The organism is Nonomuraea terrae (assembly GCF_004348995.1).
In the GTDB taxonomy this organism is placed as follows: domain Bacteria; phylum Actinomycetota; class Actinomycetes; order Streptosporangiales; family Streptosporangiaceae; genus Nonomuraea; species Nonomuraea terrae.
On sequence record NZ_SMKQ01000057.1, the window covers coordinates 30,934 to 42,924 of the forward strand.

Annotated in this window: 12 protein-coding genes and 1 pseudogene; 6 read left to right on the top strand and 7 right to left on the bottom strand. The window is 71.4% G+C overall.

The genetic code is table 11. The features are described 5' to 3' along the window. Positions 1-8 precede the first annotated feature (8 nt). Positions 9-2,066, bottom strand: a complete 2,058-nt coding sequence (locus E1286_RS20040) for a prolyl oligopeptidase family serine peptidase (protein WP_132614700.1) — start codon at positions 2,064-2,066, stop codon at positions 9-11. Positions 2,067-2,349: 283 nt separating this feature from the next. Between E1286_RS20040 and E1286_RS20045 the strand changes: the two genes are divergently transcribed. The 3 genes from E1286_RS20045 (at position 2,350) to E1286_RS20055 (ending at position 3,924) form a co-directional block, all read left to right on the top strand. Next, positions 2,350-2,856 carry an HNH endonuclease gene (locus E1286_RS20045; protein WP_132614730.1) on the top strand — a complete coding sequence of 169 codons (507 nt, stop codon included), beginning with the start codon at positions 2,350-2,352 and terminating at the stop codon, positions 2,854-2,856. A 113-nt stretch (positions 2,857-2,969) separates the two neighbouring features. Continuing rightward, positions 2,970-3,701: a GNAT family N-acetyltransferase gene (locus tag E1286_RS20050; protein WP_165969809.1), complete on the top strand. Its 732-nt coding sequence runs from the start codon at positions 2,970-2,972 to the stop codon at positions 3,699-3,701. Positions 3,702-3,720: 19 nt separating this feature from the next. Further along, positions 3,721-3,924 (top strand): FmdB family zinc ribbon protein, encoded by a 204-nt coding sequence (locus tag E1286_RS20055; protein WP_132614704.1) that lies wholly within the window; start codon positions 3,721-3,723, stop codon positions 3,922-3,924. A gap of 287 nt (positions 3,925-4,211) precedes the next feature. Here the strand turns inward: E1286_RS20055 and E1286_RS51750 are convergent. The 4 genes and pseudogenes from E1286_RS51750 to E1286_RS20075 all read right to left on the bottom strand — a co-directional run. Then, positions 4,212-4,892 (bottom strand): annotated as a pseudogene (locus tag E1286_RS51750) (serine hydrolase); the annotation flags it as partial. 49 nt (positions 4,893-4,941) lie between these two features. After that, on the bottom strand, positions 4,942-5,442 hold the full coding sequence (locus E1286_RS20065) for a helix-turn-helix transcriptional regulator (protein WP_165969810.1): 501 nt from the start codon (positions 5,440-5,442) through the stop codon (positions 4,942-4,944). A 105-nt stretch (positions 5,443-5,547) separates the two neighbouring features. After that, positions 5,548-7,386: a dihydroxy-acid dehydratase gene (gene ilvD, locus E1286_RS20070; protein ID WP_132614734.1), complete on the bottom strand. Its 1,839-nt coding sequence runs from the start codon at positions 7,384-7,386 to the stop codon at positions 5,548-5,550. A gap of 221 nt (positions 7,387-7,607) precedes the next feature. Further along, positions 7,608-8,393: a thioesterase family protein gene (locus E1286_RS20075; RefSeq protein ID WP_223190141.1), complete on the bottom strand. Its 786-nt coding sequence runs from the start codon at positions 8,391-8,393 to the stop codon at positions 7,608-7,610. A gap of 96 nt (positions 8,394-8,489) precedes the next feature. On the opposite strand from E1286_RS20075, the gene E1286_RS20080 reads away from it, so the two are divergent. Then, positions 8,490-9,182 (top strand): TetR/AcrR family transcriptional regulator, encoded by a 693-nt coding sequence (locus E1286_RS20080; protein ID WP_132614710.1) that lies wholly within the window; start codon positions 8,490-8,492, stop codon positions 9,180-9,182. On the opposite strand, the gene E1286_RS20085 is transcribed toward E1286_RS20080, so the two are convergent. Beyond that, positions 9,167-9,994 carry a nuclease-related domain-containing protein gene (locus E1286_RS20085; protein ID WP_132614712.1) on the bottom strand — a complete coding sequence of 276 codons (828 nt, stop codon included), beginning with the start codon at positions 9,992-9,994 and terminating at the stop codon, positions 9,167-9,169. The genes E1286_RS20080 and E1286_RS20085 overlap by 16 nt on opposite strands. A 228-nt stretch (positions 9,995-10,222) precedes the next feature. Here E1286_RS20085 and E1286_RS20090 point away from each other — a divergent pair, with 228 nt between their 5' ends. Then, positions 10,223-10,513: a hypothetical protein gene (locus tag E1286_RS20090; protein ID WP_132614714.1), complete on the top strand. Its 291-nt coding sequence runs from the start codon at positions 10,223-10,225 to the stop codon at positions 10,511-10,513. Between the two features lie 7 nt (positions 10,514-10,520). Beyond that, on the top strand, positions 10,521-10,883 hold the full coding sequence (locus E1286_RS20095) for a DUF5130 family protein (protein WP_132614716.1): 363 nt from the start codon (positions 10,521-10,523) through the stop codon (positions 10,881-10,883). On the opposite strand, the gene E1286_RS20100 is transcribed toward E1286_RS20095, so the two are convergent. Further along, positions 10,884-11,834 (bottom strand): hypothetical protein, encoded by a 951-nt coding sequence (locus E1286_RS20100; protein WP_132614718.1) that lies wholly within the window; start codon positions 11,832-11,834, stop codon positions 10,884-10,886. Positions 11,835-11,991 lie beyond the last annotated feature (157 nt).

Consider the following 11,991-nt stretch of genomic DNA (forward strand, 5'->3'; position numbering starts at 1 on the left):
GGTCTCGACTACAGGCCGGTGTGCCGGGCCAGGAACGTCAGCGTGTCGGCCGACAGGTCCACCGTGCGGCTCACCGCGCGCGCGCCGTGCCCGACCTCGGCCTCGTTGCGCAGCAGCACCGGCCGGTCCGCCGTCGAGGCGTGCTGCAGCGCCGCGCACATCTTCCACGCGTGCAGCGGGTGCACCCGCGTGTCGGACTGGAACGTGGTGAACAACGTCGCCGGGTAGGCCACCGCCTCCTGGACGTGGTGGTACGGCGAGTAGCCCAGCAACCACCGGAACTGCTCGGGGTCGTCGGCGGAGCCGTACTCGACGTTCCAGGTGGCGCCGAGGCCGAACTTCTCGTACCGGATCATGTCGAGCAGCGGCGCCGAGCAGACCACGGCGGCGTACAGCTCGGGGCGCTGCGTCAGCGCGGCGCCCACCAGCAGGCCGCCGTTGGAGCCCCCGGAGATGCCGAGCTGCTGCGGCGTGGTGACGCCGGTGGCGATGAGGTGCTCGGCGGCCGCGTGAAAGTCGTCGAACACGTTCTGCTTGTTGGCGAGCATGCCGGCGCGGTGCCAGTCCTCGCCCTCCTCGCCGCCGCCGCGCAGGTTGGCGATGGCGTAGACGCCGCCCGCCTCCACCCAGGCCAGGATCGACGCGGAGTAGCCGGGGGTCATGGACAGGCCGAAGCCGCCGTAGCCGTACAGGATGGTCGGGCGTGGGCCGCTCGCCTCGCCGGCCGGCGCGATGATCAGCATGCGGACGTCGGTGCCGTCGTGCGACTGGTAGACGACCTGCTCCGTGCGGACCTCCGGCACCTCGACGGCGCCGGGAGAAGCCGCCCAGAGCGTGGTCTCGCCCGTCCTGGCGTCGTAGCGCTGGATCGTGGGCGGCGTGGTGTTGTCGGTGTAGCCGAACCACGCCTCGTGACCGCCCTCAGGCCGCTCGGAGATGCCGCCGATCGTGCCGAGGCCCGGCGTCGGCACCTCGCCGACGCGCTCGCCGGTCTCCAGGTCGTGGACGGTGATCTCGCTGATCGCGTGGCGGGTCCAGCCCACCAGCATGACCGGGCGCTCCAGGTCGTCGAGGATCGCGAAGTCGGACAACACCGCCTCCGGGTCCTGCGGGATCAGGTCGCGCCACGTCTCGAAGCCCGGCGTCGCCGGGTCGGTGACGCACACCCGCCCGCGCGACGCGTCGCGGTCGGTGTGGACGTAGAGCCTGCCGTCGCGGCCGAACACCAGCCCGGTCTGCGCGTCCACGCCCTCCTGGACGACCTTCAGCTCGGGACGGTGGATCGGCGAGGCGGTCAGGTCGGCGACCCACAGGTCGTTGCGCGGCGCGGTGCCCTCGCTGGCCGACACCTGCAGCCAGCGGCCGTCGCGCGAGACCGAGACGCCGTAGTAGTTGGTCATCTTCAGGCCCTCGCCGAAGATCATCACGTCGTCCTCGGTGGAGGTGCCTACCCGGTGGAGGTAGACGCGACGGTGGAACTGCGTCTCGTTCTCCGGCACCTCGGTGCTCGGCAGCCGGCGGACGTAGTAGAACGCCTCACCGCCCGGCATCCAGGCGATCGGGGAGTAGCGGCAGCGGTCGATCGGCCCCTCGACCCGCTCGCCGGTGGTGACGTCCATCACATAGAGGACCGACTCCTCGTCGCCGCCCACCGAGATCTGGTACGCCAGCAGGCGCCCCTCCTTGTCGGGCTGTACCGCGTCGAGCGTGGTCACGCCGGACGGGTCGATCGCCATCGGGTCGATCAGCGCCCGCTCGGTGCCGTCGGGCTCGACCACGTAGTAGACGGCGTGTTCCTGGTCGGGCGTGCGCCGGGAGAAGAAGGAGCGCCCGCCGCGCCAGGCCGGGACGCCCACCGAGCCCGACCTCAGCAGCTCGGCGACGCGGCTCTTGAACCGCTGCGGCCCCCGCTCCTTGGCGTACAACTCGGCCTGCGCGAGCAGCCACCCCTTGGTCTCGGGGCCGTCGGGATCCTCGAGCCACCGGTACGGGTCGGGGACGGGCGTGTCGTGCAGGATGTCGGTGATGTTTTCGCGGCGTGCGCTCGGGTACGGCTCTCGCGTCATGCAGGGAACCCTATGCCAACGGTGATGCGTAAAGCGCTGGTAGAGGGGGCATAAAACGTACCGTGCGTCCCTCCAGTCATCCCGGGCCTGAGATTTTTGGGGTGGCGGGGACCACGGTGCAAACGCCAGACTTGGTGACAGGACGGTGCCGTGGTGACCATCCGCTGGGCCGTCCGGCGGAGGTCCACGTGACGGAAGCACGAGTGCCCCAGGAGGGGCCGACAGTCGGGACATGCCGCGGCATGTCCCCTTTGATACCCGCGCGGCAGGGAGAGGCCCGATGATGCGCCAAGTCCTGCTGCTCAACGCCACCTACGAGCCGCTGACCACCCTCTCGCTCCACCGGGCCATCGTGCTCGTGCTGCGGGAGAAGGCCGACGTCGTCCACCGCGACGGCAGGGGCGCGGTGCTGCGCTCCGCGAGCCGCACGCTCGACGTGCCCTCGGTGATCAGGCTCCGCAGATACGTCCGCATCCCCTACCGATCCCGCATCCCGCTGACCAGGGCCGCCCTCATGCGGCGCGACGACTACCGCTGCGCCTACTGCGGGCAGAAGGCGGAGACCATCGACCACGTCATCCCGAGGTCCAGGGGTGGCACCCACACGTGGGAGAACTGCGTCGCCTCCTGCGTCAGCTGCAACCACAGGAAGGCCGACAAGTACCTGGAGGAGCTGGGGTGGACGATGCGCGTCAGCCCCGCGGTGCCACGGGGCGCCCACTGGCGGCTCATCGGCGCCTCGCTCGTCGGCGACCCGCAATGGGCGCCCTACCTAGAGGCGGCCGCCTGAAACGGCATTGAGCGGGAGGTCCGCCGCCTGACAGCATGAGCAGGCATGTGGACCTTCACCTCAGACGTCGAGGAATACGCCGCGGTCGCCGAGCCCTTTCTGCTCGGCGACCCGTGCGTAACACCGTTCCCCTCACCGTCCTCGCCAACCTGCGGGCGGGCATGCCCGTGAAGGATCCCCACTTCGGGTGGTGGACGTCCGGCGGCGAGGTTCGCGGGGCGGTCTTCCACACACCGCCGCATCCCGTCGGGCTCTTCGCGGTGCCGGTCGAGGCGGTGTCCCCGCTCATCGAGGCGCTGGACGGCGACCTGCCCGAGCTCGTGGGCCCCGTGGAGGTGACCTCCGAGGCCGTGCGCCTGCTCGGGGAGCCGTCGAGGGTGGTCTCCGAGCGGCTCTACCGCCTGGAGCGGCTCACCGTCCCCGACGTGCCCGGCCGGGGACGACTTGCCGTCCCGGGCGATTTCCCGCTGCTGGTGAGTTGGTACCACGCCTTCGGCGCCGAGGTGGGGATGGGCGAGGCCGACGTGGCCGAGCAGGTGGCCCGGCGGCTGTCCGGCCGCGAGCTGTTCCTCTGGGAGGACGAAGGGGCGCCGGTCTCGCTCGCCGCGCTCTCCCCGGCGTGCGGCGGGGTCTGCCGCATCGGGCCCGTCTACACGCCGCCCTCGCGCCGCCGACGCGGCTACGGCGCGGCCGTCACCGCGTACGCCGCACGGACCGGCCTGGCGGAACACTGCGAGCAGGTCGTGCTCTTCACCGACCTGGCCAACCCGACCAGCAACTCCGTCTACCGGTCCATCGGCTACCGCCCGGTCTGCGACTACGCCCACCTGACCTACGCCGGGTGATGCGGTTACTCTTGGTGCCATGCCGCGTTATGACTTTCGCTGCCGCTCCTGCGGTTCGACGTTCGAGGTGTCCCGTCCCATGTCCGCCTCCGACGCTCCGGCGACCTGCCCCGAGGGTCACGACGACACGGTGAAGCTGCTGTCCACCGTCGCCATGACGGGCGGTGCCGCCGCGCCCCGCGCCGGCGGAGGTTGCTGCGGCGGCGGGTGCTGCGCGTCCTGACCGGCCGCGGGGGTAGGGCCGGGGCGCGGGTACGCCCACGTCTCAAGGAAGGCCCGGCTGCCGGCCAGCCGCCGGGCCACGGCCAGCCGCACACCCTCGTCGAGGATCTCCTCCTCGGCCAGCGCCCGCACCACCAGCCGGGCGAGGCGTTCGACGGTGTCGACGCCGGTCGGCATGTCAGGGCTGCGCTCCGACAACACCGCGACCAGCAGCTCGTGCCCGCGCACGTCGAGCCGTCCCATGCTGTTGACCGTCCACAGGCCGCCGTGCAGCTCGGTCGGCAGCCAGCCGTTCTTCAGCGCCACCTCACCCGTCCGTACGACGGTGCCGACGCCCCACGCCTGTGACGGCGCCACCGACGACATGAGCTCCATGGCGTAGCGCCGGGCACGGGCGGAAAGCGGGCCTTGCGGGTCGGTGAGTCGCTCCAGCACGGTGACCTGGTCCGACGGCAGGCTGCGCGTCCACCCCGAAAGGAACCCGGGGCCGGGCCGCGTGTGGTGCGCGCCGATCCGGTGCAGCGTCCGCGCCAGGCCCCACCGCCCGCCGACGGTCACGTACAGCAGGCGCGCGCAGGTGTTGTCGCTGTAGCGGATCATGCAGGAGACCAGCCGGCGTTCGAGTCCGCTCAGCCGCTCGCCGCCCTTGGCCATCAGGAACGCCAGCAGGATGTCCACCTTGGCCACGCTGGCCAGCACGAACGGCGCCCGCTCGTGGAAGGCGTACCTGATCCCGGTCGTGCGGTCGTAGACGGCCAGCGCCGCCCGCCCGGGACGATCGCGCAGGTAACGGCCGAGTGCCCGGTCGAGGGCTCGCCGCTCGGCCGCCGGCAGCGCGGAGACCTGCTGCGGCGCCGCCGGGTCGGCCGTCGGGTCGGCCCGCAGCGCGCAGCCGGGCAACGCGGCCAGCAGGAAGGCGAACAGCGTGAACTCCCGAACGCGCATGTGCGGGAGCCTGCCATCCGCCATCCCAACGGCCGGGTGCGGACCCGGTCAAAGCTCGGTCAGTTATGGAGGCTTACGCGGCCGCGGTCGTGCGCCGCTTACGCCGCTGGAACGGCAGGAATCGGTCGGCCAGATGCGGACGGGACGGCATGAGCGTCGGCTCGACCGCGATGATCCGGTCGAACCGGAACGCCCTGATCGCCCGGCGCATCCGGCACACGCCCACGAGATACCAGTATTCGCGGTGGACCAGGCAGGTCACCGGCTCGACGTCGCGCACGGTGATCGTGCCCGAGGCGTCGCGGTAGTGGAGGCGGATCATGAGACGGCTGGTGATGGCGTCGGCGATGAGCCGGGCCCGGGAGGCGACGTCGGAGGGCAGCGGCTCGGTGAGGGTCGTGAGCGTGGTGGCGATGACGTCGTCGTCGAGCTCCAGGTGCTCGAACGCGTGCTGCAGGCCGCGCCTGGCGGTGACGGCCTGGGGGCCCGATCCGAGGTGAGCGAGGGAGAGGGCGAGGGCGGCGATCTCGGCGGTCGTCAGCGGGCGGGAATCGTGCTTCACGACTGTCGTCATACCCCAAGAATAGGGATCCCGACCGACATTTTTCGAAAACCTGTGCGGGGTTCCAGTGGCCCGTACGGCAGGCGAGAACCCAGTCACCTGCCGTACGGGTGCGAATCAGCGGGACAGCTGGGACAGGTCGCGGGAGGCGCCCGTCGAGGCGGACGTCGTCATCGCCGCGTACGCCTGCAGCGCCACGCTCACCGGCCGGTTGCGGTCACGCGGACGGTATCCGCCCAGCTCGGCCAGGAGCCGCTCGCGCCGCGCGGCCAGCTCGGCCTCGGGCACCCGCAGCTCCATCGAGCGGCCGGGGATGTCGATGTCGATGATGTCGCCGTCCTCGACCAGCGCGATCGCGCCGCCCTCGGCCGCCTCGGGCGAGGCGTGGCCGATCGACAGCCCGGAGGTGCCGCCGGAGAAGCGCCCGTCGGTGACCAGGGCGCACACCTTGCCCAGGCCCTTGCCCTTGAGGAACGACGTCGGGTAGAGCATCTCCTGCATGCCGGGCCCGCCCTTGGGGCCCTCGTAGCGGATGACCACCACGTCGCCCGCCTTGACGCGCCCGCCGAGGATGCCCTCGACCGCCTGCTCCTGCGACTCGAACACCACCGCGGGGCCGCTGAACGTCCAGATCGACTCGTCGACGCCGGCCGTCTTCACCACCGCGCCGTCGCGCGAGATGTTGCCGTACAGGACGGCCAGGCCGCCGTCGGCGCTGTAGGCGTGCTCGATGTCGCGGATGCAGCCCGCCTCGCGGTCGAGGTCGAGGGTGTCCCAGCGGTTGTCCTGCGAGTAGGGCTTCACCGTGCGGACGTTGCCGGGCGCCGCGTGCCACAGCTCGACGGACTCAGGCTTCACCGACGGCGACCGGACGTCCCACGCGGCCAGCAGGTCGGCGAGCGTGCCGCCGTTGACGGTGGGCACGTCGCGGTGGAGCAGCCCCGCGCGGTCGAGCTCGCCCAGGATGGCCGGGATGCCGCCGGCGCGGTGGACGTCCTCGACGTGGTACTTGTTCGTCGCCGGGGCGACCTTGCACAGGCAGGCCACCCGCTGCGAGATCTCGTTGATCTCCTTGAGCCCGAAGTCGACCTGCGCCTCGCGGGCGGCGGCCAGGATGTGCAGGATCGTGTTGGTCGAGCCGCCCATCGCCACGTCGAGCGCCATCGCGTTCTCGAACGCCTCACGGGTGGCGATCGAGCGCGGCAGCACCGACTCGTCGTCCTCCTCGTAGTAGCGGCGGGTGATCTCGACGAGCTGGCGGCCGGCGTCCTCGAACAGCTTCTTGCGCGCCTTGTGCGTGGCCAGGATCGTGCCGTTGCCGGGCAGGGCCAGGCCGATGGCCTCGGCGAGGCAGTTCATCGAGTTGGCGGTGAACATGCCGGAGCAGGAGCCGCAGGTCGGGCAGGCGCTCTCCTCCAGCTCCAGCAGCTCGGCGTCGGAGACGGAGTCGTCGGCGGAGGCGATCATCGGGTCGATGAGGTCGAGCTTCCTGCCGGCGGTCTTGCCGGCCTCCATGGGGCCGCCCGAGACGAAGATCGTCGGGATGTTGAGCCGGAACGCCGCCAGCAGCATGCCCGGCGTGATCTTGTCGCAGTTGGACACGCAGATCAGGGCGTCGGCGCAGTGGGCCTCCACCATGTACTCGACCGCGTCGGCGATCAGCTCGCGCGAGGGCAGGGAGTACAGCATGCCGCCGTGGCCCATCGCGATGCCGTCGTCGACCGCGATCGTGTTGAACTCGCGGGGGATCGCCCCCGCCTCCCTGATCGCCGCCGACACCACGTCGCCGACCTCGCGCAGATGCACGTGACCCGGCACGAACTGGGTGAAGCTGTTGGCCACCGCGATGATGGGCTTGCCGAAGTCGCTCCCGGCTACGCCGGTCGCCCGGAGCAGGGCCCGGGCACCGGCCATGTTCCTGCCGTGGGTGACTGTACGTGACCTGAGGGCGGGCATTCGCATCTCCCATCGTTGGCGAGTCTTCACATGGTACGACCACTGCCCGGCAACTGAGACGCGTGTCCACGGATCGGACGGTCGTCGCCGGAACGTGTGCCGGAACTCGTGGGTGGGAGATTCCGATGAGCCACGGGACAACCATGTCGACGGTTTCGCCCGGGCCGGCACGTTCCCTCCCACGATAGACCGCCCGAGGGAGCGCGCCGTCCGCGCCCGGGTTACCGTCCGGCGGGCAGCCGCACGCCGGTGAGATGGGTGGCCTGGCCCACCAGGTGGTCCTTGGAGTCCCAGACGCTGACCGACTGGTCCATGCGGTCGCCGCCGACGTCCGTGGCCGACAGCCGGACCCGGACCGGCCCGGGGGCGGGCAGCCTGCGGATGTACGCGGAGAGCGAGATCGTCGGGAACCACCCCATCAGCCCCAGCTCCGAAGCGATCGGCGGCCCCGGGTCGAGCGTCACCAGCAGGCTCACCGGGTCCCAGTCGGAGCCGTCCGCCAGCCGCTGCCAGGTCGCGATCACACCGTTCTTGGCCGGTTTGCCCAAGGCGAAGCCCATGTGGCCCGGGTGGATGTGCTCCTCCAGCACGCCCATCAGCGGCACCTGGACGCCGAGGCCGGGAGGCTCGACGGGGACCCGGAAGCACTCGTGCTCGGGCGGGATGTCCACCGGCTCGTGCGCCGACCACCAAGGTCCTGAGTCGTCCAGCAGGCCCAGTGTGACGTGCGCTTCGACGCACGTACGGCCCTGTTGTATCAGTGACGCCCTGGTCTGGGCCACGCTCTTGCCGATCCGCAGGGTCTCGACCCGCACCATCGCCTCGCCCGGGTCGGGTGGCCCGATGAACGAGCCGGTGACCGCCGTGACATGCGGATGCCCGGCTCCCGCGCTCTCGCGCGCGGCTCTGGCCAGCACGGCCAGCAGGTAGCCGCCGTGCAGCCGGGTCCCGATGCTCCATTCCGCGTCGAGCGTGACGCCGACGGCGCCGTCCCCCCGGGTGGTCAATGTGGTTGCTTCTTGAAATGTCCCCATATTTAGCAATCCCTTCCACCAAAGCGCTCAGATTGACATCGTTAACCTGACGGTGTCAACCTTCGGTGCGTGACCACCAGACGCGTACGCGCCAAGCGAGGAGAGGGAGCGCTGCTCCGCGAGGAGATCCTCGGCGCGGCAGAGGAGCTGCTGGCCGAGGCCGGCACGGAGGAGGCCCTGACGGTGCGCGCCGTCGCCGTCAGGGCGGGCGTGTCCACGCCCGCCGTCTACCTCCACTTCGCCGGCAAGGAGGCCCTGGTCGAGGCGGTCTGCATGCGCGTGTGGGGAGAGCTGGGCCGGCTGTTCCGCGACAACTCCGGCGGCGACCCGTGGCTGGCCCTGGGCAGGTGCGCACGCGCGTACATCCGGTTCGCCCTCGACCATCCGGTGCAGTACCGCGTGCTGATGATGCGCCCGTCAGGCTCGCCCGGAGTGCCGCCGGCCGCGGCCGAGGCGTTCGGCCACATGGTGGACGCCGTGTCGGCCTGCATGGAGACGGGCGTGGTGGCGGGCGACCCCGAGGAGATCGCGCTCGGCCTGTGGTCGGCCCTGCACGGCTGCGCCTCGTTGCTGATCGCGCAGCCGTCGTTCCCGTGGCCCGACCGCGAGGCGCTGATCGACCGCGTCGTCCGCGTGGCCGGGTTCGGTACGGCGCTGTACTCCCGGCTGCCGCGCGACCTGCCGCCGAGCGACGAGCTGGCCGCCCGCTTCGACGCCCTCGGCGCGGAGCTGGCGGCCGGTGAGGATCAGTCCTCGCCGTAGCGGGCGGGCAGCACCTGGGCGGCGATGTCGTAGATCCGGTCGATCTCGGCGTCGGTCAGCGCCCGCTCCCGCTTGGTGATCCACCTGCGCGCGCGGTCGCCCTGGTAGACGTCCACGCCGCGGATGGTCATGATTTTCCATGGCACGGGCGGGCCGTAGATGGCCAGGGAGGGCACCACCGTGATCTCGCGGCCGAACGCCTTGCTGATCAGCTCGCTGGCCTGCGTCGCCTCCCACCTGGCCTCGGTCAGGCGCTCCTTCTTGTCGAAGGGGCCGTGGAAGAGCTTCTTGCCCATCTGGACGCGTACGGGCAGGCGGCGGTCCCACTTCTCCGAGTCGACCGCGTACACGCCTGTCGGGCCCACCACGAGGTGGTCGATCTGGGCTTCGCTGCCCGGGATCGCCCTGGCGTGCAGCGTGCGGTAGCCGTTGCGTTCGAGTTTGCGCAGCTGCCCTTCGGTGCGGCGCTCGGCCACGGACGTGCGCCGCCAGGCCGGCACGGAGGAGTTGGTGCGGGCCCGGTAGACCGCCTCGGCGATGGCCGCGATCACCCCGGCGGTCACGCCGATGCGCCAGTCGGCCACGAGGAACCCCACCACGACGCCGACGACGACCGCCAGGATCGCGCGGTTGCGCAGGCGGCGGAAGCGCGGCTGTTGCAGCAGGGTCCCCACGGACGCGCGCTCCACCGGCGCGTACGTGGAGGTGGGCGCCGAGGGCTTCGCGGTGGCGGTCTGCTCGCTCTCGGGCCGGTCGCTCACCCAGATCGGTGACGCATTGTGACCGTCTTCTCGCTGGTTGTCGGAGTCCACGTAACTCACCGTAACTCGGAGATCGAAACGTTTCCTAGTGTTGCCGCGTCCATAGTTTTATGGCCCGGCTCATCGTGTTCCATCCAGGATTTCGGGGTATGTCTTAAGTTCATCTTCTCTAGAGATGCCCTGCGACACCATGGATCCTAACCCGTTGGAGGGCGTCCCGATCATGTACGGCACGACATGGGTCTGGCCCGCCCACCTTGCGCGGTCTACGGTCGTCTTGTGAACAGCGCGACGGAGATTCTGCTCGTTCTCATCGGGATATCCATGGGGCTGTTCGTCCTGATCAGCCTGCTGGTCATGGTGCCGGGACGCGGCACGCCGCGCCACATCGACTCCGGCCCCGTCTGGCTGGGCGGCCCCGGCCGGAGCGAGGGCGGGGCGAGCACGTCCGACCCGGTGCTGACCGACGCGGTGCCACGCTGGGCGGACAGGCCCGAGAACGACTGGGTGGCCGCCGCCCAGACCGCCGAGCCCGGCGGCCGCACCGGCGGCGCCTCGGCGGGATGGTGAGCAGGCCATGCGACCGCTCACCGCACCCCAGGCCGACGACGTCAGGCAGGCCCTGCTGACCGCCGAGCGGCGCAGCGGGCTGCGCTTCGGGCTGTTCCTCGGCGAGCCGGAGGACGGGCGCCGCCACTTCGCCGAACGCCTGCACGCCGCCCTGGGCGAGGAGGCCGACGACGCCGTGGTGGTGCTGGTCGACCTCAACGGCCGCGGCCTGGAGATCGTCACCGGGCAGAACGCGCGGCGCAGGCTCTCCGACGGCGCCTGCCGGATGGTGGCGATGTCGATGGCCACCGCGTTCGGCGCGGGAGACCTGGTCGGCGGGCTGCTGCACGGCATCGCCGCCCTCGGCGAGCAGGCCACCGCCCCCCGGTAGTCACCCGCGTTCGAGCAGGGCGGCGATGTGCTCGCTGACGCCGTTCAGCAGGGTCGCCGGCTGGATGTCGGCCTCGGCGATCGCCGAGAACAACGACGGCAGCCCCGGCAGCGGGAACCCGTCGTCCTTCAGCGCCGCCGTGCCGACCGGATTCTTGTCGAGGGCGGCCCGGCTGCGCTCCCATGCGTCCAGCACCTCCTCCGGCGACGGCACCCCGAACCCGTGCCCCACCGGCGCGGCGTGACGCAGCCGGACGAGCGGCGTCTCGCCGAAGGCCAGCGCCGTACGCGCCCGCGTCTGCAGGTCGGCGCGCGGCTCCGGCTCGATCCAGTCCATGGCCGTGCACGGGTTGCGGCAGGCGGACACGCACACACCCAGCGCCCCCGCCACCTGGCTGTGCTGCCGGTCGAAGTACGCCCGCCACCCCTCGGCCGGCTCGGCCGCCACCCGCAGCGTCCTGTTGGTGGCCGACTGCTCCGACTTCGTGTGGTCACACTCGCGATCGCCGATCACGCCGAACCTGCTCCCCGGCGCGCTCAGCCCCTCCGGCCAGCGGGCCGGGTCCCCGGCGTGGCCGAGGTGCGGCTCGAACGCCAGCAGCGGCAGGTACTCGCCGGCGATGTGGACCGCGGCGATCATGGGGCTCAGCTCGCGTCTGTGCCACCGTACGGCGATGACCTCCAGCAGCAGCCCATAGGCCGGGCGCAGCGACTCCAGCGCCCCGCGCGGCTGCTCGCGCGGCGTCTGCGGCATGTGGCAGGCGCGCGCCCTGCGCCGCAGGTCGGCGGGCACGCCCCGGGCCTCGGCAGCGAAGTCCTCGGCGTCGAGTGAGAGCAGCCGGTGCCCGAACTCGCAGACCTCCGCCACCACCGAGTCCGATGTCAGCGCACCGAGGTCGGAGAAGGCATATCTACGGGCAAGGGCCACGAGAAGGTCACGAGTCGAGTCCACTCGACGACTTTCTCACGATCTGCGTGCGATCACGGACATCCCGCTCGGGTGTCAGTGGCAGGGTGAACGGACGCACTGCAACTCGCCCGACGGGCGGCTGAGCGTGGGCTCGGCCGTCGGCTCCTCGGGCCCCGGCGGCGTGGGGGGAGGCTCGGAC

What these genes read in the sequence shown, in the direction of transcription:
- E1286_RS20040 (WP_132614700.1), bottom strand. Translation starts at nt 2,066, where the DNA reads ATGACGCGAGAGCCGTACCCGAGCGCACGCCGCGAAAACATCACCGAC.
- E1286_RS20045 (WP_132614730.1), top strand. Translation starts at nt 2,350, where the DNA reads ATGCGCCAAGTCCTGCTGCTCAACGCCACCTACGAGCCGCTGACCACC.
- E1286_RS20055 (WP_132614704.1), top strand. Translation starts at nt 3,721, where the DNA reads ATGCCGCGTTATGACTTTCGCTGCCGCTCCTGCGGTTCGACGTTCGAG.
- E1286_RS20065 (WP_165969810.1), bottom strand. Translation starts at nt 5,442, where the DNA reads ATGACGACAGTCGTGAAGCACGATTCCCGCCCGCTGACGACCGCCGAG.
- ilvD (WP_132614734.1), bottom strand. Translation starts at nt 7,386, where the DNA reads ATGCCCGCCCTCAGGTCACGTACAGTCACCCACGGCAGGAACATGGCC.
- E1286_RS20095 (WP_132614716.1), top strand. Translation starts at nt 10,521, where the DNA reads ATGCGACCGCTCACCGCACCCCAGGCCGACGACGTCAGGCAGGCCCTG.